The organism is Shewanella sp. S1-58-MNA-CIBAN-0166 (assembly GCF_040310085.1).
Lineage (GTDB): Bacteria > Pseudomonadota > Gammaproteobacteria > Enterobacterales > Shewanellaceae > Shewanella.
Map to the genome: position 1 here is coordinate 1 of NZ_JBEOPN010000015.1, position 23,414 is coordinate 23,414.

At 43.4% G+C, this 23,414-nt stretch carries 15 protein-coding genes; 10 read left to right on the plus strand and 5 right to left on the minus strand.

Going from position 1 to position 23,414, the window contains the following annotated elements:
• Positions 1-58: 58 nt before the first annotated feature.
• From AAEY99_RS10745 to AAEY99_RS10755, 3 genes are all read right to left on the minus strand, one after another.
• A complete protein-coding gene (locus AAEY99_RS10745; protein WP_351010452.1) occupies positions 59-766 on the minus strand; it encodes a HupE/UreJ family protein in 708 nt (235 codons plus the stop codon).
• A 156-nt stretch (positions 767-922) separates the two neighbouring features.
• Entirely contained in the window at positions 923-1,903 is a 981-nt protein-coding gene (locus AAEY99_RS10750) for a M56 family metallopeptidase (protein ID WP_351010454.1), read from the minus strand.
• Position 1,904: 1 nt separating this feature from the next.
• Positions 1,905-2,288: a BlaI/MecI/CopY family transcriptional regulator gene (locus AAEY99_RS10755; protein ID WP_101087978.1), complete on the minus strand. Its 384-nt coding sequence runs from the start codon at positions 2,286-2,288 to the stop codon at positions 1,905-1,907.
• A 410-nt stretch (positions 2,289-2,698) separates the two neighbouring features.
• Between AAEY99_RS10755 and AAEY99_RS10760 the strand changes: the two genes are divergently transcribed.
• Both AAEY99_RS10760 and AAEY99_RS10765 read left to right on the plus strand, forming a co-directional pair.
• Positions 2,699-2,872, plus strand: a complete 174-nt coding sequence (locus tag AAEY99_RS10760) for a DUF6435 family protein (RefSeq protein ID WP_157822828.1) — start codon at positions 2,699-2,701, stop codon at positions 2,870-2,872.
• A 241-nt stretch (positions 2,873-3,113) separates the two neighbouring features.
• Positions 3,114-3,443, plus strand: coding sequence for a hypothetical protein (locus tag AAEY99_RS10765; RefSeq protein ID WP_351010455.1), 330 nt, complete (start codon positions 3,114-3,116; stop codon positions 3,441-3,443).
• 12 nt (positions 3,444-3,455) lie between these two features.
• Here the strand turns inward: AAEY99_RS10765 and msrQ are convergent, their stop codons facing one another.
• Positions 3,456-4,061, minus strand: coding sequence for a protein-methionine-sulfoxide reductase heme-binding subunit MsrQ (gene msrQ / locus AAEY99_RS10770; RefSeq protein ID WP_351010456.1), 606 nt, complete (start codon positions 4,059-4,061; stop codon positions 3,456-3,458).
• On the minus strand, positions 4,061-5,098 hold the full coding sequence (gene msrP / locus AAEY99_RS10775; protein WP_101087972.1) for a protein-methionine-sulfoxide reductase catalytic subunit MsrP: 1,038 nt from the start codon (positions 5,096-5,098) through the stop codon (positions 4,061-4,063). Before msrP ends, msrQ begins: the two co-directional genes overlap by 1 nt.
• Positions 5,099-5,407: 309 nt before the next feature.
• Here msrP and rmuC point away from each other — a divergent pair, with 309 nt between their 5' ends.
• From rmuC to recD, 8 genes are all read left to right on the plus strand, one after another.
• A complete protein-coding gene (rmuC, locus tag AAEY99_RS10780) occupies positions 5,408-6,904 on the plus strand; it encodes a DNA recombination protein RmuC (protein WP_101087970.1) in 1,497 nt (498 codons plus the stop codon).
• A gap of 155 nt (positions 6,905-7,059) precedes the next feature.
• Positions 7,060-8,988 (plus strand): transglycosylase SLT domain-containing protein, encoded by a 1,929-nt coding sequence (locus AAEY99_RS10785; protein WP_351010458.1) that lies wholly within the window; start codon positions 7,060-7,062, stop codon positions 8,986-8,988.
• Positions 8,989-9,375: 387 nt separating this feature from the next.
• Complete coding sequence (locus tag AAEY99_RS10790; protein ID WP_101087966.1) at positions 9,376-10,287, plus strand: AAA family ATPase; 912 nt, start codon at positions 9,376-9,378, stop codon at positions 10,285-10,287.
• 12 nt (positions 10,288-10,299) lie between these two features.
• The gene (locus AAEY99_RS10795) at positions 10,300-11,418 is read left to right on the plus strand and encodes a DUF58 domain-containing protein (protein WP_351010459.1); all 1,119 of its coding nucleotides are present in this window, start codon (positions 10,300-10,302) and stop codon (positions 11,416-11,418) included.
• Positions 11,415-13,490 (plus strand): transglutaminase TgpA family protein, encoded by a 2,076-nt coding sequence (locus tag AAEY99_RS10800; RefSeq protein ID WP_351010461.1) that lies wholly within the window; start codon positions 11,415-11,417, stop codon positions 13,488-13,490. The genes AAEY99_RS10795 and AAEY99_RS10800 overlap by 4 nt, the downstream gene beginning before the upstream one ends.
• A 103-nt stretch (positions 13,491-13,593) precedes the next feature.
• Positions 13,594-17,391 (plus strand): exodeoxyribonuclease V subunit gamma, encoded by a 3,798-nt coding sequence (gene recC / locus AAEY99_RS10805; protein ID WP_101087960.1) that lies wholly within the window; start codon positions 13,594-13,596, stop codon positions 17,389-17,391.
• Positions 17,391-21,254, plus strand: a complete 3,864-nt coding sequence (locus AAEY99_RS10810) for a UvrD-helicase domain-containing protein (protein ID WP_351010462.1) — start codon at positions 17,391-17,393, stop codon at positions 21,252-21,254. The genes recC and AAEY99_RS10810 overlap by 1 nt, the downstream gene beginning before the upstream one ends.
• Entirely contained in the window at positions 21,248-23,311 is a 2,064-nt protein-coding gene (recD, locus tag AAEY99_RS10815) for an exodeoxyribonuclease V subunit alpha (protein WP_351010464.1), read from the plus strand. The genes AAEY99_RS10810 and recD overlap by 7 nt, the downstream gene beginning before the upstream one ends.
• The last annotated feature ends 103 nt before the right edge of the window (positions 23,312-23,414 follow it).

A 23,414-nucleotide genomic window follows, 5' to 3' on the forward strand; every position in this document is an offset into this window, starting at 1 on the left:
AAACTAAGCCACAACTCAATATTACGAATGCTGAGTTTGGCGCTATTGTTGTTATGGCTTAAACCGATCTCAGGTTAATTACGTAGCCAGTCAGTTGATACACAATCAACATGACACCCGCGCTCATTAGTAGTGTGTTTGTAAGCGTAGAAAAACGCTGAAATGAAGGCCATTTTCGCCATACATTAATGACAATCAAAATAACCACTAGCGCAGCAAATTGACCCAGTTCTACCCCAATATTAAAGGCCACTAAATTGGTAAAAAGGCCTTCTTTTGGTAAATTGAACTCCTGCAACTTAGTCGCTAAACCTAAACCATGAAACAATCCGAAAATTAATACTGCCCATTGGGTATTAGGCTGCCAATTAAAGCAACGCTTAAAGCCGCCTAAGTTATCAAATCCTTTGTACACGACAGATAAACCAATAATCGCATCAACGAGGTAGGCATTAACTTGAATATCACCTAAAACACCAAGTAGTAAGGTAGTGCTATGGCCAATAGTGAACATCGTGACATATAAGAAAACATCCCGGCTTCTATATAAGAAAAAGATAACACCAACCAGAAATAATAAGTGGTCATAGCCGGTAATCATGTGCTTAGCACCAATGTAGAGAAAAGGTACAAACTGCACGCCACTATTTTGTTCTAAAAAAGCTCGAGTGTTGTCATCAACCCCATGGGCAAATACTTCGATACTGATAAAAGCACAGCCAATGAGGATTGCGAACAAGCAATAGCTTGATAATTTACTTAGCATTGGATGGCTCCAAAGTGTCTGTTTCAGTCAAAATAACTTCCTTATGGGTATGTAACATTCGATATAGTGGAGTGTGGTAAGCAAAACAAATAAATCAGTTGGTCATCGGTTTTTTACTTTTACGGTTCTAACGAATTGATTGATTCATAGTCTGATTTAATGGATGAAATAAGTTTCAATTAGATGGTGAAAACCATCTACCATTAATACCGTAAACAGCATTGCAGTTAGAAAACACAGTCCCGTAAATACCAGAGTAAGTTCGGATATTTGGCTCTGTGGTGATAGAAGCTTTTGTACCCGCAAAGTAATTTGATCATGACTAAAATGACTAACCACACTCCCCTCACAACGATGAGGAAACTGACGTTGCTTCTTGGCGACTGAAATTAATGTTTGTGCCACATCAAGGTTATCGTGATAACCCGTTACGACGGAGTCTGCTTGTTGTTCTGTGAGCAAAGTAAAATACTGTTGTAAAATGCGCCGAATTGGCTTTGGATAAAGCAGACAGAAAAAAGAGTAAATACTTTTAAATAGAGGATCTCTTGCACGTACATGTGCTAATTCATGTTGGATAATGATATCCAGAGCCAATGGTTCAAGTTGTTGAAGTAATCCAGTGGTAAGATAAACCCTAGGCTTGATCAAGCCAATTGTAAAAGCTGCTGGGATGCTTGATGCAATAGAATAAATAGTCTGATTATTATCACCACTTATAGGTTGCACATCTGAAAATTTAAAAAGGTTGTGCATCGCGATTGAGTGTCGACGAATTTGAACAAACGCAAGGTTAACCATCACAGCCAATATGAGGGCTGCAACAACCAACGTTAAGCCATGCCAGCTTGTAAACTTGAACACATCAATATGGTGCCAATGAGCAATTTTTTCCATCAAAGCGATTACATTATTAGTATCTTGACGTGGAAAAAATATGACAACGCAACATAAAGCTATCCACCAAGGCGCGGTTGCTAATAGCCATAACGTGCGCTTTCGAGCAATAAAACCAAATGAATTGAGGTTATTTTTAATCAACGGGATAATGGCAGATATTAATATCGTCACGATAACGAAAGCCGTTATTGCAACACTCATTAAATTCAACAAAATAGCCTCGTTACCCTCTAGCATCTTATATTTTCCTGCTACGTAACTGGCGTTGCTGTTCGATAAGTTTTTCCAACGCTTCAAATTGAGCATCATCGAGATTGGCTGACGAGGAAGCAAAAGCAGCAATAAGACTATGCTCGCCATCTTCGATAAAATCGGCTGTAACATCTGTAATTAACGTGGCGATGAGCGATTCACGATCGACTATAGCGGTATACAAATGTGCATGCCCCTGCTTAGTTCGGCTTAACAGACTCTTCTTAAATAATCGATCTAATGTAGTTTGAATCGTGTTTAACGAGTTACCACGACTCATCCCAACTGCAATATGAACACGCTTCGCATCGGCTTCTTTTTCAGACCAAAGGAATTGAAGTACTAACTTTTCTAGATCGCCTAATTGCATTACAAAGTTCTCTTAACAAGGTACGCAATAGTATGTCAAACTAAAAACCTATCGGCAATAGGTTTTTATAAGCGTGAGTGATAGAGAATCTATCACATTGATAATTAATAATAATTTATCACTGAAACGATTTCTATTTTAACCTCAGAGTTAGTAACTCTAACGATAATTTAGCAGCACTAATCTTTCGATGCCGTTCATTATCAGCACGGTAATGATTTGTTTTTATAGTGAAAATGAATCAATATCCATAAGGGCAACCACAATATCCTTTGAGCAATAACTCGCTGTATCCTCAGTAATACGATGTGCATAACGAGGAACATGGTGGAAAAGAGCGTGAATGATATTGGGCTGAAATCCCACAGCACTCGTACTATATGCAAATAATCATCACTAAGGGTTACACAATGTTTTCATTTTTAAAGCCAGACCCAGTCAAAAAATTACGTAAAAGCTATGATTTAATACTCGAACAAGCCATGCAAGCCCAGCGTAAAGGCGATATTAAAACCTATTCATTACTCACGGCTGAATCAGAACAGGTTTGGGCTAAAATTGCCGCTTTAGAAGCTGCAAAATAAAGGTCATTTGTTTTGCTAACAAGGCGCAACGCCGTTAGCGGAACAAAGATCGGTTTGATAGTCGTTAATATTCTAAGCAGATGTAATTAAGTAATATGTGAACCACAATCAAGATTCGGCCCCCATTTAACGTTATGCTGCGTCAGTCAAGGTCAATTAATACGCTAGTAATACTGGCAATGATGTTATTGACTACGTTACTGATGACATTTGTTATCGCACGTTATTGAGGAGAATTGGTATGTGGTGGCGAGTAACCATTATTAGCTTGGCTTACCTATTATTGGGCGCACATTTCTTACGATTCGATCAGCATATAATGGCTATTATCGCCATTTGTTTACCATTGTTGATGTTCATTAGACATTCATTTGTGCGTACATTACTCAAACTGGGGTTACTGATCAGCGTGGTATTTGTGTGGGCGGTAACCACGTTCAATTTCATCGATATGCGCATTGCACTCGAACAGCCTTGGTTAAGATTGGCCATTATCATGATATCAGTGATGATATTTACCGTGTTTGCGGCGTTTTCAACCAACGGCCTCAATCAAAAATTGAGGCGTTAGCCATAGCTTGGGTTATTTTTTCGGCTTCAACCATTTATAAATACTGCCTTTGCGGTAAAACAATAGCACCGCAAATAGCGCAATATAAATGCTAGGTTCAATAATTTCAGACTTTACCGACCAATAAAAGTGGATAGGTGCCAATATTGCAGCCAGATAAATCCAATTGTGCAATGATTGCCAGCGCTTACCCATACTGCGTTTAATCCGGTTCGGAGAGGTTATCGCCAGTAATAAAATGATAATCAAGGTCGCCGCGCCAACTAAAATATAAGGTCGCTTTATGACCTCTTCAAACAATAATCCCCACGCAAACAACAAATCTAAGCTAATAAATGCACTGATGTGCAACAGCGCATAGGCGCACACATACAACCCCACTAATCGACGAGTTTGTATCAGCGCTGCTATTTTAAAACGCTTGGCGATGGGCGAAATAAGCAACGTCACTAACAGGCTATTGATCGCGCCCATACCCGTGTAGTGAATAATATACTGCACCGGATCGCCGCCCGCATTGTCTGTTAACACTAGCGCCACGAGATAAAAGGCTGGCAATAAAAAGCTAATATGCAACAACACCTTTAACCAAAACAGACCTCGAGGGCTTATCCGCATTAGTAAAACTTCCTCAAATCGATATTTTTGTATAAATCGGCCACTGAATCGCCATAACCATTGAACATTTGCGTAGGAATACGTTTAGCAGAAAATAAGCCGCCTTCACCAATACTGCGCTCAGATGCTTGCGACCAACGAGGATGGTCAACTTCTGGGTTTACATTGGCGTAAAAACCATACTCACTCGAGGCCAATTGGTTCCAGCTTGTCGGAGGCTGTTTATCCATCACCCGAATACGCACAATAGACTTAATACTTTTAAAGCCATATTTCCAAGGCACGACTAAGCGGATTGGGGCACCATTTTGTGGCGGCAAGGTTTTACCATATAAGCCTACGGCTAAAAACGATAAATCATTCATTGCCTCGGCAACCGTTAAACCCTCAACATACGGGTAATGGATCCCACCACCCATTAAGCGACTCTTTTGTCCAGGCATTTGGTCCGGGTCAAACAGGGTTTCAAAAGCAATGTGAGTCGCATTACTTTGCACGCCGGCTTGTTTAAGTAAGCTGGCTAACGAAAAACCGACCCACGGAACCACCATCGACCAAGCTTCAACACAGCGTAAGCGATAAGTGCGTTCTTCAAGGGCAAAACGGGTTGTCAGCTCATGTAAATCTAGGGTAATCGGTTTATCGACTAAACCATCGATGGTTAGCGTCCATGGATCAACCTTAAACCCTTGGGCATTATCAACTGGGTCCGATTTGTTGGTACCAAACTCATAGAAATTATTGTGACGAGTCACCTTGTCTTCAGGGGTTTTAGGATTAGGTAACACAAATTTGGCAGGTGTGGCGTATTGCAATCCTTGAGTGACAAAAGGATTTTGTGCTTTTTGCTCGCCAAATAAATCAAAAATACCGGCTTGAACCTGACCAGGTAAACTCGCTCCTAATGCACCTAACCCTAAGGCTTTAATAATGTTACGACGATCATTAAATACCGACTCAGGCGTAACTTGGTTATCAGGAATATGCCAAGAAGCACGTTTTTGTATGCCTTGAGTAAAACGTTTTTTACCGGTCATAAATCACCTCGTTAAAATATTTGTCGACAGCCAAGTGTCACTATAATCTGCCTTACGTCTCTCAATAGACAGGTAAAAAGCTATTTTTATTTCAGCTGATGGTTAAAAACAACTAAAAAACCGCTAACCTTTATCTATTCGCAAAATAGCACACTGAGCATGTCATCATAGTTGTCTGTACGCACCAATATTGCGAGTAGATTTAAATTTAATCATTAACAACAATATTTCATTAAATCCTTAGTTTACCCCTTGCAGCTGCTTATTAGCCGTGCGACCCTTAACCATTATTTTCTATCGGTTTTTGTTATGCCTTTTGCAGTGTCGTTAACTCCTCCTCAAATTGCAGCTGTGATTGCTGTCGCGTTTGTTGCCTTTTTAATTGGCGCCCTAATCAATCAACGATTAACTCGTAAACGATGGGAGCAGCTTAAACTTCAACATGAACAACAAACACTTCAACAGCTCAACGAAGTTCAAATAGAAATGTCGAGATTACAAGATAATCTCGATGATAAAATCGATCACAGCAATCATCTGCAAAGCAAGATAGAAGATTTGATTGGCCAACTTTCCAGCGCAGAAACCAAAGCAGACAGGGTTAACCTCGTCGAGCAACAAATGGTCGACACCCAACATCGTTTAATGGAATCGCAGCTCAACTTAGCCAAGTCAAACGCGGTGCAACAAACGATTTTGGTCAAAGCAGAAACTGAACAAAAGTCATTACAAGATAAAATCGTGCTACTCGAGTCTGCTGAAGAACGCCTTAAACTGCAATTTGAAAACCTGGCTAATCGAATTTTTGAAGAACGCAGTGAAAGCTTTAAACAACAAAATGTCTCGCAAATTGACGGTGTTCTCGGGCCACTGAAACAACAATTAGAAGGTTTCAGACGTCAAATTCAAGAGTCGTATACTCATGAGCAATCTGAACGTAGCGCATTGAAACATCAATTAGATAATTTGCGCGATCTCAACTTAAAAATGAGCCAAGACGCCATTAACCTCACCAAAGCACTTAAAGGTGACAACAAGCAGCAAGGTAATTGGGGTGAAGTCATTTTAGAGCGCGTACTACAAGAAAGTGGTTTACGCGAAGGTCATGAGTACCAAACCCAACAAGATTTAAAAGACGATAACGGCAAGCGTTTTAAGCCCGATGTGATTGTGCATTTACCCGAGCAAAAAGACGTAGTAATCGATGCCAAAATGTCGTTAGTTAGCTATGAACGTTACTTTAATAGCGAAGACAAAGTTATTCGCGACCAAGCCATAAAAGAACATGCATTATCAATTAGGCAGCATATTAAAGGCCTTAGTCAAAAAGATTATCATAAGTTGCATGGCCTTAAGAGCTTGGACTATGTGCTAATGTTCATTCCCATTGAGCCGGCATTTTTACTGGCCATTGAATACGACCCAAGCTTAGTCAATTTCGCTTTAGAGCAAAATATTATGCTGGTCAGTCCGACTAACTTATTAGTGGCTTTGCGTACTATCAATAATATATGGCGTTATGAGTACCAAAATCAAAATGCCCAAAATATCGCCAAACAAGCAAGTCGTATTTACGACAAATTATGCGGCTATTTGGAAGACATGGAAAAACTCGGGCGCGCCCTAGATACGGCAGATAAAAGCTATCAAAGTGCCATGGCAAAACTGTCTTCGGGCAAAGGTAACGTCATTAGACAAGCGCATTACATGCAGCAATTAGGCGTCGACACCAGTAAGCAGTTAGATAAACAATTGCTCAACCGTGCACTTGATGAGTCAGTCGAAAAGCACGCCAGTAATAGTTAATCGATAAAATGAGTGATGATTAATCTTTATTTAAGCAACAAGGTTAATAGTCACTCAAGCCGTAACATATTTATTTACAGCAACACTTATTAGCAATCATTTATCAAACACATACTGATAGCAAACGAAATACAGAGGCGGAGATTGTCATTTAAATGCGTAAAACTTGGGCGAACACTTTAATTACAGGCGCATTATTACTTAGTACATCATTGGCCTTTATTAGCCAAGCTAATGCGCTGACTTCACAACAGCAACGCTATCTTGATGCTCGCCAAGCTCTGGATAAAAAACAGCTCGACAAGTATCAAGCCCTTCGCAACCAACTCGGCGACTATCCATTAACGGTTTACCTTGATTACCACGCAAAAATCGACAGCATAGTGCAATCTCCTGGCGACAAAGCGCTCAATGCCATCAACCAATTTGATACCACGCCACTTTATAACAATGCGCGTTATCGCTACCTGCTCAATGCCGGTAAAAAACAGCGTTGGCAAGACTTTCTAGTGATAGCGCCAGACACTCCTAACGATGTGCGCTTACAGTGTTATTACTACCAGGCTCAACTTGATGCTGGTAACGAAACCATGGCTTACAAAGGCATAGAACGTTTATGGGTTCATGGCTATTCACGTCCCAATGAATGCGATGCGGTGATAAACCAATGGACTAAAGCGGGCTATCGCACCCAAGAGCTCATTTGGACGCGGATGTTGCTCAGCTTTAATGCTAGTCAATCCAGTTTGCTGAGTTATTTATCGCAAAAAGTCACCCAACACGATAATGAAGCCAAACTACTATTGTCGGTTTATCGCGATCCTAATATTTTACGTCACATGAACAAGTTTTCCAGCTCTAAACCCATAGTGGGCGATATTGTTGATGCCGGCTTACGTAAGCTAGCGCAAAAGGATTTACATCAAGCGATTAAATTGTACGTTAAATATCAAAAAGCCAACCGCTTCAGCGACCTTGAAGCGCGCCAGCTCAATCGCTATTTAGTCCGCCGAGCGCTGATTAAGCAAGACGCCAAACTGGTGGCGCATATTGATACCATGCTGCCATTACTGAAATCGGACGATTTATACGAAATGCGCCTACGTTGGGCTATTCGTGAGCAAGACTTCAGCACAGTAGAAAAGTATTTAGCGTTATTGAGCGATCAAGGTAAGGTCGATTCTCGCTGGCAATATTGGCAAGCTAAAATGACCTCGCGCCATGACAAAAACCGCGCAACCCAATTACAGTCAACCTTAAGTGGTGAGCGTAATTTTTACGGTTTTAATGCGGCTGAAGCGTTAGGCAAACCTCTGGCGATGAACGACGACAATTTAGCCCCTAATCCAGCGTTGCAAGCAACATTAAACCAAGACCCTGGTTTGGCGCGCGTAGTCGAATTAATGGCTTTAGATAAGCAAATCGATGCTCGCAACGAATGGCTGTATTTAATGCGCCGCCACAACAGTGAAATGACCGCCCAATATGGTCTATTTGCCTTAAGCAATGGCTGGCATGCGTTTAGTGTTGAATCCAGTATTCAGGGCAAATTATGGAATTCACTTGTACTGCGTTTTCCTGAGGCAGCTAACGATGAGTTCCTCAAAGCCAGTAAAAAGTTCTCGGTAGACATTGACGAAATCCGCGCTATTTCTCGTCGAGAAAGTGCGTTTTATCTGTATGCCACCTCTGGTGTGGGGGCTAGAGGCTTAATGCAATTAATGCCTGCTACCGCCAAACAAACTGCCAAAAAGAACAAAATACCTTTTAATAACGTAAAAGACCTGTACGACCCTAAAGTGAACATTATGTTAGGCAGCGCCTATTACAGTGAGTTACTTAAACAGTTTGACCAAAACCGCGTGTTGGCAACAGCAGCGTATAATGCTGGTCCTGGCAGCGTGAGACGTTGGTTAAGACAGTCTAATGGCAGCTTAGATGTGATGAGTTTTATTGAAACGATTCCTTACACTGAAACTCGCGAATATGTTCAAGCGGTGTTGAGTTATCGAATGATATTCCAACAGCAAAAATCGTTAAGTGAAGGAATGTTTAGTTCAAAAGAGCTCAGCTACCGTTATTAAGCACGATTAATTGTTAGTTACCTTTTTAGTTGCTAGCAGTTAGTTTTTGTTAGCTGTTGTTATTCGTTTTTGTTCGCAATAGCCGCCACGCTGTGGCGGTGTATTTTGTTTCACACCCGTCAGCAAGATAACGTATGCTTTAAATATGGTACAGACTGGCTGATTATTGAAGTCCACTTGTGGGTAAATGCAATAGGCCATATGGATCAGGCAATGAGCAATCGTGGCAATATATCAAAGTTAGAAACCGAAGCGCTAAAACATAACTAGAAATCATAGCGAGAAACCATAGCGAGAAATGGCTTTAGAATAAAACGACAAACCATCACTACAAACCGTCATTTACAATAAACCCACAACGGTTTATTACTAACAGTTGGAGTTTTCGTGTCGCAATCAACTATTCAAACATTACTTAACCAACTAAGCCAAGTATTGCTCGGTAAACCTGAGCAGATAAAACTTGCCGTCGCTTGTATCCTCGCCAAAGGTCATTTACTGATTGAAGATCTACCCGGCATGGGCAAAACCAGTTTGTCTCAAGGTATTGCCAGCAGTTTAGGCATGAGTTACCAGCGGATCCAATTTACCAGCGACATGCTACCAGCGGACATTCTTGGGGTGTCCATTTACAGCAAAGAACAACAACAATTTATCTTTCATAAAGGCCCAATATTTAATCAAATGTTGTTGGCCGATGAAATTAACCGCGCCAGCCCCAAAACCCAAAGTGCTTTGCTTGAAGCTATGGCTGAACAACAAATAACCATTGATGGCATCACCCATCCGCTGAGTTCACCGTTTTTTGTTATTGCCACCCAAAACCCCGTTGATCAAGCCGGCACCTTCCCGTTACCAGAATCGCAACTCGATCGATTTATGATGCGTATTTCTATCGGTTATCCCAGTGCAGAAGCCGAGTTAGCCATGTTAAAATCACGCACTCAAGCCAATAAACCAGCATCATTATCACAATGCTTAACGCCGCAAGAGCTAATGCTACTGCAACAACAAGTGGCGCAAGTGTCTGCATCTGATGCGGTACTGAATTATTTAATTGCCTTGGTTGATTTCTCTCGGCAACACAATGTCGCTAACGGGTTATCGCCTCGAGCCAGTATTGCTTTGCTACAAGCAGCCAAAGCATGGGCTTTTATCAACCAACGTCAGTACGTGGTACCCGAAGACATTCAAGCGGTATTTGCCTCGGTTGCCGAACATCGCATTCGCAGCAGTAGTCAATTTCAAGGCCAAGCGTTGTCTGACACTATTCTCGCCAGCGTCAACCCAATACGTTAACGGCGCAAGCACATGGCTAAATCGACGACAGCAAACAAGCACTCTTCAACAACCTATGCCAATGGCGCTATTAAGCCGTCTCGGTTACGTCGGTTAATTCCAGCATCGTTAACCCAACGCTGGTCAAGGTGGATAAGTAAGCGCCTGCCACCACAAAAGCAGATTACCCTCAGCCACAAAGGTATTTTTATTCTCCCCAGTGGTTTTGGATTAGTGTGGATTGGGTTGATCGTTTTACTGTATTTGTTTGGCACCAATTATCAAAATAACTTGGTGATTGGCTTAAGCTTATTGCTCGCCAGTGTGTTCCATACTTGCATAATTTACAGTTATAAAAATCTTGCAGGGTTAACATTTAATGCCGTCACGCCACCGCAAGGTTATGCCGAAGACAGCATGCCATTTCCTATCATGTTAACCGGCCATACTCGCCAAAATAATCCCGACACCACCCACCAACAAATTTGTTTGCAATTTAGTTACCAGCGCCATGTTCGGGTTAAACAAATGCACGAGCAAACTATTGCAATTGTGCCGTTTGAACAGCCTAAACGTGGCAAATTAAACCCTGGGCGAATCAAAGTCTCATCCTACTTTCCGTTAGGATTATGCCGCGCATGGTCCTATGTCGACTTAGATATTCATCATGTTATTTTCGCTAAACCAGAAATGTGTGATATCGAATTGGCAAGCCATATTAGCGATAATGATAACCACAATGAACACGGTAAATTGCGCCCAGGTGTTGACGACTACAAAGGCTTACGCAGCTATATTCCCGGTGAATCACTTAAACAAGTGGCGTGGAAAAAATGGGCTCAGGGCAAAGGCATGTTATCCAAAGAATTTGCTGAGCCAGAAGGATTACCCGTTTGGTTAACCTTGGCCAGCACATCGGGCAATGACATTGAACACAAGCTCAGCAAACTCGCATGGCAAGTCGATAAGTTAAGTCAATCGCAGCAAATATTTGGCTTAATTCTGGATGAGCATATTATCAATCAGCAAACAGGCGAAGCCCATCGAGTGGCTTGTCATACCGCCATTGCAACTTATCATGCACCCACACATATGAATCCCGATTTTAATCCAGGTAATGTGGCAACCTCATCCGTGGGTGAACCATCATGACCGATAACTTTGATACCATCATTAGCCGCAATACCTTGTTTTGGTTGTTAATCACCAATGTAGCCATCCTCAGCCCTTTACATCAACAAGCGACCCTGTGGAGCATTGGTATTTGTGCCATTTGTTTTGTTTGGCGCGTGGGGATTTTTCTCGGCAAAGTAGCCGCTCCGCCTAAACTATTGGTAACCACTTTGGCCATTGGCGCCGCAACAACCCTCGCCTTAGTGTCGAGTGAAATCGGTTTGCTCAATGCGTTGGTGAATTTATTAATTTTAGGTTACGCGTTAAAATATATTGAAATGCGCGAACTGAGAGATGTTAAAGCCATTGTGTTAGTCGGCTATTTCCTTATCGGCCTGACCTTGCTTGATCAACAAAGCATGCTTAATACCCTGCACTTATTGGCGGTAGCGGTGCTCAATACCGGCGTATTAATCAGTGTTTACCAAGACAAATCGAACAAAGTCGCTAACCTCAGTTTTAGCCTTAAAATAATATTACAAAGTCTTCCGTTAGCCATATTACTGTTTGTGGTGTTCCCACGCCTTGGGCCATTATGGTTAGTGCCTAATATGAAAACGGCCAAGACAGGTTTGTCTGATGAAATGTCATTTGGTGACATTAGTAAGCTCACTCGCTCAGCAGAATTAGCCTTTAGAGTGGGTTTTGATAATCCAGATGGCAGCACCCTAGGACCTGCCAATCAGGATTTGTATTGGCGTACTCTGGTGATGGAAAATTATGATGGCAAAACCTGGCGTCAAGACCCCAGTATTCAACAAATTCAGCGACAAGCATACTTTAACAAGCCCATGCGCCAAGCCCCTAACAACGTTGCTAGTGCTAATCCTAATCCTAATCCTAGCAGTAAAAAAATCGACTATGTGGTCATTAGCGAACCCAGTCATCAAAAATGGCTATATGGCTTAGATGAAGCGTTTAGCAGCAATGATCAAGTGGTTGAATTAGCAGATTATCGTTTGTATTCGTTAAGGCCTGTCGATCAGCGAATGAGCTATAGAGTGACCTCATATCCTGACACGATCATGGGTCTCAAACTCGACTCAAATACCCAACAGCTAAACCTTGCGTTGCCAGCCAATAGCAATCCAAAAACCCGAAAACTCGGTTTGCAGTTCGCCAAAGATTATCCAGATCCACAAGCGCGTATTAATGCGATGATGAATTACTTTGCTGAACAAGCCTATTACTACACCTTGAGCCCGCCTAGTGTTGGCGAGCAACAAATTGATGATTTCCTGTTTGAAAACCGTGCAGGATTTTGTGCTCATTACGCCTCTGCGCTAGTGTTTATGGCACGCGCTAGCGGCATTCCAACCCGTATGGTAACCGGTTATCAGGGCGGCGATTATAATGCCAAAGCGGGTTATTACAGTGTTTATCAATACATGGCCCATGCATGGACCGAAGTGTGGTTTGAAGGCCAAGGTTGGCAGCGTTTTGACCCTACCGCAATGATTGCACCGCAGCGGGTATTAGATGGATTTGACGCCACCTTTGACAGCCAAAGCAGCTACTTACAAGACAGCCCTTTTAGCACGCTGCACATGAAACAATACCCATGGTTAAATGAATTGCGCCAGCAATTTGCCAGTGTCGATTACTACTGGAGTGTGTGGGTATTAGGTTTTGACGAGCAACGTAAACAGCAAGTGTTAGCGAAATTATTGGGTGATGTTAGCAGCACCAAAATCGCCTTACTAATGATTTTTAGCTTTATCATTATCGCACTGGTTATTGCCTATTACGCCGGGTTGTTCAATGTTGATCGCCACCAAGATCCCCTTAATAAACGCTATCAACTCATTTGCCAACGCTTAGCTAAAAAAGGCATCGCCCGTCAACAAGGTCAAGCAGCGTCTGATTACGCCGCAGCGGTTAACGCACATTTAAGCGCCCTTACCCCTCAAGTGGCAGCGGACTTTACTGCCCTAAGCAGTGCCTATGTAGCACTTAAATATCAACCACTGTCGGAATTACAAATCCAGCAACAGCAGCAACGCTTTAGGCAGTTATATCGCCGATTACGCTTACGGCTGTTACGCAATTGATCTTGCGCACAACATCAGCAATCATCCTGATTATTAACGGTTTTGATTGATGATTTAAGGCAGAGTCCATAGAATGAATTAATCTCAAATTAGCGGGTCGCCCATGCTTACTTTAATTCAATCTAATCAGATGGAAGTGTTATCTGAACAACTGGCCAAACTGTTGGCTATTCGTTTAGATAACGTTAGTTTATTAGCCAGTGAGCATGTGTTAGTTCAAAGCCCGGGGATGTCGACTTGGCTGCGTTTAGAAATAGCTAAACACAATGGTATCGCCGCCGCATTATCGTTCCCGTTACCCTCGAGTTTTACTTGGCAGTTATGCCACGACTTGCTGCCCGATGTGCCAAAAGATAACGCTTTTACCAAAGCGGCGATGACGTGGAAGTTAATGGACTTATTACCAAGTCTGCTAGATAACCCAGATTTTAGCCCACTCAAACAGTACTTATTGCCTCAAGTTGATACCACAACTGATATTGCTGCTACAGATATTCTTGATACCGATGTAAACGCGAATACTGATACTGAAACTAATATTCATACAACAAACAGCCACGCCATATTGCAGCTTAATCAGTCTCATGATGCAATTAAGCTATTTCAACTGTGTGGCCGCATTGCCGATATTTTTGACCAATACTTAGTCTATCGCCCTGAGTGGATTTTAGCGTGGGAGCAAAACCAGCCATTATCGAGCCTAGACAACCGCCTAGCATTAGATGAAAACCAGCAATGGCAACCGATCCTGTGGCGAGCATTAATCGACTATAACCAACATCATTTGCACGCCAGCCATTATCATCGCGCCAATTTACATGCCGATTTAATTGCAACCTTGGCTAATCCAGATACCGATTTATCGATGTTGCCCGCTCGCTTATACGTGTTTGGTATTTCGTCCATGCCGCCACAAACCCTCGATGTGCTGTACCATTTAGCCAGTCGCATTGATGTCATTATGTTGTCTCTCAGCCCTTGCCAGCATTATTGGGGCGATATTATTGAGCCGAAAACCCGCGCCCGCATGGCGCTGCAATATGCCAACAAAAAACAACTCGACCAAGACTGGGAAGACAAACTCGAAGTAGGTAATCCCATATTGGCTAATAATGGTCAAATGGGCCGCGAACTCTTAGATTTATTACTGTCTCTACCGCCAGAACACACCGACTTTGGTTACGACTGTTATGTTGAGCCCGAGCCGAATAATCTGCTGCACGGGGTGCAGTACGATATCTTACAAATGGAAACACTCGGCCAGCCATTAGGGCCAAACGCCAGTTTGTATCAAGACATTCATGCCCGCCGCACCTTATTGCCAAGTGATGACTCAATTACCTTACGCAGTTGCCACAGTGCCCTGCGTGAAGTTGAAACCTTACATGATCACCTTTTAGAGCTGTTATCAAACAACAGCGACTTAAGCCCTAAAGACATCGTGATCATGATGCCCGATGTCGCGGCCTATGCACCGTATATTGATGCGGTATTTGGCACCGCCAACAGTCAGTATTTTGCTGATAAAAACCCGCAAAAAGGCGATTACTACATTCCCTACGCCATTGCCGACAGGGGCGCAGCGCAAGAATCACCGCTGATTAATAGCTTTTTAAGCCTGCTAAATATCAATCAAAGTCGCTTTGGCCTCACAGACATTATTGGTATTTTAGAAGTGCCTGCTATTTTGCGTCGTTTCCAACTCGATGATGACGAATTGTCATTAATCCGCCGTTGGCTAGACGATGCGAATGTCCGTTGGGGCCGCAGTGAGCAAACTCGTAGCCAACTAGGTGTGCAGCCTTTTACGCAAAACTCATGGGCATTTGGCATTAAGCGTTTAATACTGGGCTACGCCTTTAACGACGATGCCGATATTTATCGCGATACCTTGATGGTGCAAGGCATTGAAGGTCAATCATCGCAAGCATTAGGTAAGTTGCTCAACTTTTTAGAAACCATCGATACTTATTTCAACTTATTTGCCAATGACTACAGCACCGCAGAGCGCCTTGAACAATTACAACAACTACTCGCCGATTGCTACGACACCACAGATGACGAGCGTGAACAAATTCAAGCCATTCGAGATGCATTAGTCACCCTAGACACTGAGCTTGAAAGTGCTGGACATCAAGGCCAAGTCGATATTGAAGTCCTAAAGCAGTGGTTTAATCAGCGCTTAACTGAATCTCGGGTCGGCCAACGTTACCTGGCTGGTAGCGTGAATTTTTGTACCTTAATGCCAATGCGCTCAATCCCCTTTAAAGTGGTGTGCTTGCTGGGAATGAATGACGGCGTTTACCCGCGGGTTCAACATCCTGTCGGGTTTGATTTAATGGCGCATTTTGGCCCTAAAAAAGGCGATCGCTCGCGTCGATTAGACGACCGCTACTTATTTTTAGAAGCATTACTGTCGGCCAGGGAACAACTTTACATCAGTTATATTGGCCACAGTGAGCGCGATAATGCTGAGCGCATTGCCTCAATGCTAGTGTCTGAATTGGTCGAGTATTGCCAACTCAGCTACCTACCGCAATCCTTACAGCAACAGCTTGAACAACAAGCCGAAATCAACCTTGATGATGCCGATAAAACCGTACTGGCACAGCTTATTCAAGCACAACCTTTGCAGCCGTTTGACGCTAAACTTTTCCGAGAAACGCCACTATCTGCGCATAGTGTGAATAAGCTGCAACATAGCTTTAATGCCCAATGGTGCCCGCCACCAGCCAATGCGACCATTAACAATCACTTTTTTGAGCAAGCATTACCCTTGTCGGCTGAACAGGCGGATGAAGTATTTGCCCATACTCATATTAATAGCGAAGGCATTAAAGTGGTCGAACTCGAATTGTCGGCATTAATCCGTTTTTATCGTAATCCAGCGCAATTCTTTTTCAACCGCAGTTTAAAAGTCGATTTATCACTGGATATTCAAGCCGATGACAATGACGAACCGTTTAGCTTAAATGCACTCGAACGCTATTTATTGCAATCACGCATGCTCGACAATGCCATTGAACATCAACTCGACAGCCCAGATTTCGAATTACTCAGCAAGCTCAAAACCAGCGGTGAATTGCCCATGGCGCCGTTCGACGACTTGTTAATTAATCAATATTTACGCGATATATCGCCGTTGATTAATCGGGTGCAGTTTTTACAAGACCAACAAACCATGCACACGCTGAATGTGGATCTTAACTTTGATTTACCGATGCAGGATTTTCCAGCGCATGCTCTATCTGTGCAGGATTTACCAGCACAAACAAATCCAGCCCATTCGTCCACCGTGCGAGTCAATCTTGTCGGCCGTATTGACGACATTCTGCCTAAAGGCTTAGTCAATTACCGCCCCGGCACAGCCCACGGACGAGATTTTATTCGAGTGTATTTACGTCATTTATGCATCAACGCCATGGCAAATTCGTTCACCTCAGGCATAGGTAAAAATCAATTCAGTTACTTACTCGACATTGGCCATTTTCATGCCTTTGCGCCTATTACTGCTGAACAAGCGCAGGCACAACTCCTGCGCTTTATCAGTGGTTTTATTCAGGGGCAAACTCAACCCTTGTGCTTTATGCCTAAAACGGCCTTCGCCTATGTTGAAACCGATGGAGACCATGAAGAAAAGCTACTTAAAGCCCAGCAAAAATGGGATGACGGCCAAAACCAATTCGGCGAAGGGCACGACCCACATAACCAGCGTTTATTCCATTTCCCAGAAGACTTTAGCGAAGCTAGGTTTGGTGCATTAGCCATCCATTTGCTGCAACCCATGTTAAGCCAGTATCACAAAGATAAATTGGCAGAATTAGACACTTTTGTCAGTGGCACCGCGGTCGATATTCAAGCGCAACTCATCGCCAACGCAGCTAAACTAGGAGCGCATTAATGGACGCTATTACCGTGACACCGCTTAATGCCCTCACCTTACCGTTTAGCGGTTCCAGCTTAATTGAAGCCAGTGCTGGTACAGGGAAAACCTATACTATTTCTGGTTTATATTTACGTTTATTGTTAGGCCATGGTGGCAAAGCACCGTTAAGTTGTGAGCAAATTTTGGTGGTAACCTTCACCAACGCCGCCACAGAAGAACTCAGAGACCGAATTCGTAAACGGATTAACTTAGCGTTTAAACGCTTTTTAGGCTTAGCCGTCAATGATGAGTTTATTGAACAGCTTTACCAAGACACCTCGGAAGATGAACGTCCTATTGCGTTAAGACGCTTAGACTTAGCGTTAAAGTCGTTAGATGAAGCGGCCATTTTTACCATTCATGCCTTTTGCCAACGCGTATTGTCAGACATGGCATTTGAGTCGTCATTGCTATTTGAGTCCGAATTCACCCTCGACGACAGTGAGTTTTTACACCATGCAGTGCGCGATTTCTGGCGTGAAGTGTGTTATCCATTACCGCCCTTTTTAGCCCAACCCATTAGTGATGTGTTTGCCGAACCTGATGTGTTAGCGCAAAAGCTGCGACCGTTATTAGGTGCAAGCCAAGCGGTATTGTCAAAGCAGCCTCTGGCCTTTGAAACCCTACAACAACAGCTAAGCCAAAGTATCAGCCGCTTTACTTTATTGTGGCAAAGCCTGCACGACAGCACCCTTGAATTATTGCAATCGCTGCCATTAAACGGTCAACGTTTTGGCAAAGGCACCGACGGCTACCCTAAACTTAGCCAACTGTTTGATAGCATTAGTAACTGGGTAAAATTTGGCCAAGGATTACCGCCAATAAAAGCGCTGGAGCAATTGGCATTATCCGAGCTTAAACTCAATAAAGGTGGCGTTATCCCCAGTGCTGCTGAAGCGCCGTTACTTGAGCATATTGAGCGCTTACTTGAGTTGATTAATCAGCTTATTCCGTCATTTTTAGTGCGCGCCCGTGAGGGAATTCGCCAACGCTTTGCTGGCCAAAAACAGCAACGCAATTTGATGACACCCGATGACCTATTGCTCAGCTTAGCCATGGCGCTCAGCCAAAATCCAATCACCCTAGCCCATGCTATTGCTAAGCGTTTTCCGGTCGCATTAATTGATGAGTTCCAAGACACCGATCCACTGCAATTCACCATTTTTAATCAGGTGTATCAACAGCCGTTAGCATCACAGCTGGACTTAGCCGCTGATACCACTGTGCACAGCCAAAATGATGACAGTAAAAGTAATGACGACATTGGTAATGACAACAACGATGATGATGCTAACAAGGGGCGCTTAAGTTTATTAATGATTGGCGATCCTAAGCAGGCTATTTATGCTTTCCGTGGCGCCGATATTTACACTTATATTGCCGCGCGCCAACAAACACAGGCTCATTATAATCTTGACACCAATTACCGCTCATCGACTCAATTGGTCAATGGTGTTAATCAGCTTTTCAGCCAACACCAAGACCCGTTTATTAGCCAAGCTATCCCCTATGATATTGTTAAAACCCCATCATCGGCAGCCAATAAACACCTGAGTGAAGCCACAACCAATCCAGCGGCGTTGCGGATCCGCTTATTAGCCGAAGACGATGTAAATGGCTTAAACAAAACTACCGCAAGACAACGCCTAGCAGCTGATGCTGCCAGTGAAATAAAGCGCTTACTCACCGAAGCGCAACAGGGATTATGCCGAGTTAATACCAGCCTTGAACAGGAAGCTAAACCGCTCATTGCCAAAGACATTGCCATATTGGTGCGCGACCGTAACGAAGCGGCCGTGATGAAAGCGGCATTATCAGCACGTAAAATTGGTGCGGTATTTTTAAGCCGAGACAGTGTATTTAACACCATTGAAGCCCGTGAAATGGCTATTTTATTGTATGCCTTAGCCACGCCTAAAAATGAACGTGCTATCCGCGCCGCGCTGGCCACTGAGCTTGTTGGTTTTAATGCCCAGCGGATCCATCAATTTAACCAAGATGAAGAACAACGTCAGCAGGTATTAGATCAATTCACTCATTGGCATCAGTTGTGGCAACAACGCGGCGTTATGCCTGCGCTGCTTAACTTTGCCAGCGAAACTAAACTGATCCATCGTTATCTGTCGCAATCTGTCACGGCTGACATCAATAGTGTTGATAAACATAACGCTAATGCTCACCGTGATAGCAGCAATAATGACAACAGTTATAGCAGCAATAGTGACAACAGCTTTAATGATGCTGATGACGACAACGCAGCAGATCTTAAAGCCTCAGGAGAAAGACGCTTAACCGACTTTAGGCATTTAGCCGAATTACTGCAGCAAAAGGCCACTGAGCTAGATGGTAGCAGCGCCCTTATCAATTGGTACGAACAACAACTGATTGGTAACAATGGCGGTGATGAGCAGCAATTGCGCTTAGAAAGCGAACAGAACTTGGTGCAAATTGTCACTATTCATAAAAGTAAGGGCTTAGAATATCCGGTCTGTTTTGTGCCGTTTGTCAGCTTAGCCCGCGGCAATAAAAAACGCCCTGCGCCGATGATGTACCATAAAAATGAGCAGCTCATTTGGGATATCGACGCCACCGACGAAGGCTGGGAACAACTCAAACAAGAAACCCTCGCGGAAGATTTACGCTTATTGTATGTGGCGTTAACACGGCCGGTTTACGTGTGTTATTTGTATATTGCCAACCAAAGCCGCCAATTAAAGGCGGGGATCAGCAGTCAATTGCATGAAACAGGTATCGGTTATCTGTTGGGTATTACCGACAAGAAAACCGACTTTGCTCTTATTCAAGCCAAAGTGAATGCCATTGCCACCTTACCAGCGATGAGTGTGGAATGTTTAAGTAATGATGTTGACGATTCAGTGCTCGCCGATATTAACGACAATAATGACATTCTAGCGGCCAAAAAAGTCACTCGAGTACAGAGCCTTGCGTGGCGAGTGGGCAGTTATTCTGGCTTGGTGAAACATCTGCCTCACGAGAGAGTCGCACCCGGTGCCGACGATGAAGACTTCACCGATGAGTTAATCCAATTACAGTTACAAGATGAACTCACCAGCGAACCCGTACTTGATCGCTTTACCTTCGAGCGCGGTGCCAATGCCGGTAGTTTTATGCATTTAGTGTTAGAACTGTTTGATTTTACCCAAGCAGATACTGAACTGACGCCTGCGCTAACAAAAGCCATGAAACAATATGGGTTTGACGAAGCCCTATGGCAACAACCGCTAATGGACTGGTATCAGCAAATATTGGCCGCGCCGCTGTTTATCAAGCCATCGTCAGAGGACACATCACTGATATTAAGCCAATTAGGCATGAAGCAAAAAATGGTCGAAATGGAGTTTTACTTGCCTATTTCAACCTTACAAGCATCGCAATTAAATCATATTTTGCAGCAGCACGGTTATGTCGCCGGACTCGACTTTGATACCTTAAAAGGCATGTTAAAAGGCTTTATCGATTTAACCTTTGAGCACCAGGGCCAATTTTATATTGCCGATTATAAGTCTAACCATTTGGGCGATAACTATAGCGACTACACTCGCTCAGCCATGGCTAAAGCCATTGATGCTCATCGCTATAATTTACAATACATCTTGTATACCTTGGCGTTGCATCGTTACTTATCGCTTAGATTACCAAACTACAATTATCAGCAACATATTGGCGGCTGCTATTACCTGTTTTTACGCGGCATGCATCCTGAGCATCCTGGCGCGGGGGTGTTTTATGACAAACCACCGCAAGCATTAATCGAACAACTCGACCGCTTATTTTCAGGTAATACAGACAATCGTGCGCCGGAGACGTCATCATGCTAATACTCACCCATCCAATCACTGAGTTATTGCACCTTTGGCAAGAACAGCGGCTCATTACAGCACTCGATCGTCATTTTGCTTTAGAGCTGGCCAGTATTGAAACCATCAATAACGATCCCGCAATAAGCGAACAACAGCCGCAACTGTTCTTGCTTGTTTGCGCCATGCTTAGCCAGCAATTGTCGAATCAGCACAGTTGTTTAGTCATCGAGCAAATTAATTTAGCCAATCCCATGGCAGAAGACAACCGCGGCAACGCTGAAATCAATTGTCGGATTGAGCTTAACCATCAACAATTAATTGAACAAATCTCGCTATTTGATGCCGTCGGCCAGCCTGGTGACAATAAACCGATGATTTTTGAACATGGACGCTTATATTTAAATAAGTACCACTTCTTTGAAACTCAAGTGGCGGCTAAGTTGACCCAATTAGCCAATCAACAGATTGAAATCGACCTAGCTAACAGTAATCTGCCGCAACTCATTGAATGTTTATTTACCGCAGAAGACAGCAATAGCAGCCCGTTTAACTGGCAAAAAATAGCCACTGCAACAGCGTTGGCCAAAGCATTAGCGGTGATCACCGGCGGCCCAGGAACCGGTAAAACCACCACAGTAACTAAACTATTATTGTTACTGTTAACCCAATCGCCGCTAACCATCCGTTTAGTCGCGCCCACAGGTAAAGCTGCAGCAAGGCTGAGTGAATCGATCAAGGCGTCTAAACATCGTTTACTGCAACAGCTAACCCAAGTGAGCGACCCTGCATTGGCGAAAGTATTAACTGATTCGCTAAAACAAATACCTGAAGAAGCCTCAACATTGCATCGATTATTGGGGGTTATCCCAAACTCGTATCAATTTAGGCATCATCAGGATAATCCGTTGCGCTTAGATTTACTGGTGGTTGATGAAGCATCGATGGTCGACTTACCCATGATGTATAAATTACTCAGCGCCCTGCCGTCTCATGGCCGTTTGATATTGTTAGGCGACCAAGATCAACTCGCATCAGTAGAAGCTGGCGCAGTGCTGGCGGATATTTGTGTTGGCTTAAAACAAGCTAATCAGCATGAGGCATCGCCATGGTCAATGCGTTACAGCGCAGCACAGGCAAAGCTCATTGAGCAATTAACCCAACAAGATGTCAGTCAGTTTATTCATCAACAGCCTAAAATTGGTGACAGTTTGTGTATGTTGATGCACAGCCATCGTTTTAAAGGTGATGCCGGTATTGGGTTATTAGCCAATGCGGTTAATCAATCAAATGTGCATGCGATTCGTCAAGTATGGCAACATAATCATGCCGAATTGAATTGGTTTGAACATCAGCATAATGCCCAGGGAGATAACACAGGTAAACAAGCGTTATTGGCATTATCGGTACAGGCTTATGGTGAGTATCTAAGTTTGGTACAGGAAAATCAGCAAAGGATAAATCAACAGGCCATTATCGATCAAGCGGATCGACAGGACTGCGCCATAACATTGCCGCATTCTGAACAAACCATCATCGACAGCTTTAACCAATATCGAGTCTTGTGTGCCATGCGAGCAGGTGAATTTGGGGTTGAGGGCATGAATATCGCCATCACCGACAGCCTTAAACACGCCAAACTGATTAATCCTCAAAATGAGTTCTATTTAGGCCGACCAATCATTATTCAAAGTAACGATTACAACTTAGGCTTATTTAATGGCGACATTGGTTTAATCTTGCAAGACAGCACTAAGCCAAGTCGCTTAATGGCCCATTTTGTTATGGCCGATGGCAGCCTGCTTAAAGTATTACCCGCACGCTTACCCAGCCACGACACTTGCTACGCCATGACAGTACACAAAAGCCAAGGCAGCGAGTTTGATAAAGTCAGCTTTGTATTGCCACATAAACCCAGCTCCGCCCAATGGCAGCTACTCAGTAAAGAACTGCTTTACACCGCCATCACCCGCGCTAAAAACCATTTTTATTGTTTAGGCACGAATATGATATTTGAAAAAGCCAGCAAACAAGCCACATCACGCGCATCGGGGCTAGCTTGGAGATTGTGGGGCTGAGTGGTTAAAGCAAGTGATCAGAACTGATAAGTGAAGCAGATGGATCTATTGTTTAATTTAAATTTGACAGTAAATGCAGCCAAATGGGAACTGCTAGTCTATT

Excerpts from the sequence above, each read along its gene's own strand:
- AAEY99_RS10745 (WP_351010452.1), bottom strand. The coding sequence starts at position 766 with ATGCTAAGTAAATTATCAAGCTATTGCTTGTTCGCAATCCTCATTGGC.
- AAEY99_RS10750 (WP_351010454.1), bottom strand. The coding sequence starts at position 1,903 with ATGCTAGAGGGTAACGAGGCTATTTTGTTGAATTTAATGAGTGTTGCA.
- AAEY99_RS10755 (WP_101087978.1), bottom strand. The coding sequence starts at position 2,288 with ATGCAATTAGGCGATCTAGAAAAGTTAGTACTTCAATTCCTTTGGTCT.
- AAEY99_RS10760 (WP_157822828.1), top strand. The coding sequence starts at position 2,699 with ATGTTTTCATTTTTAAAGCCAGACCCAGTCAAAAAATTACGTAAAAGC.
- AAEY99_RS10765 (WP_351010455.1), top strand. The coding sequence starts at position 3,114 with ATGTGGTGGCGAGTAACCATTATTAGCTTGGCTTACCTATTATTGGGC.
- msrQ (WP_351010456.1), bottom strand. The coding sequence starts at position 4,061 with ATGCGGATAAGCCCTCGAGGTCTGTTTTGGTTAAAGGTGTTGTTGCAT.
- msrP (WP_101087972.1), bottom strand. The coding sequence starts at position 5,098 with ATGACCGGTAAAAAACGTTTTACTCAAGGCATACAAAAACGTGCTTCT.
- rmuC (WP_101087970.1), top strand. The coding sequence starts at position 5,408 with ATGCCTTTTGCAGTGTCGTTAACTCCTCCTCAAATTGCAGCTGTGATT.
- AAEY99_RS10785 (WP_351010458.1), top strand. The coding sequence starts at position 7,060 with ATGCGTAAAACTTGGGCGAACACTTTAATTACAGGCGCATTATTACTT.
- AAEY99_RS10795 (WP_351010459.1), top strand. The coding sequence starts at position 10,300 with ATGGCTAAATCGACGACAGCAAACAAGCACTCTTCAACAACCTATGCC.
- AAEY99_RS10800 (WP_351010461.1), top strand. The coding sequence starts at position 11,415 with ATGACCGATAACTTTGATACCATCATTAGCCGCAATACCTTGTTTTGG.
- recC (WP_101087960.1), top strand. The coding sequence starts at position 13,594 with ATGCTTACTTTAATTCAATCTAATCAGATGGAAGTGTTATCTGAACAA.
- AAEY99_RS10810 (WP_351010462.1), top strand. The coding sequence starts at position 17,391 with ATGGACGCTATTACCGTGACACCGCTTAATGCCCTCACCTTACCGTTT.
- recD (WP_351010464.1), top strand. The coding sequence starts at position 21,248 with ATGCTAATACTCACCCATCCAATCACTGAGTTATTGCACCTTTGGCAA.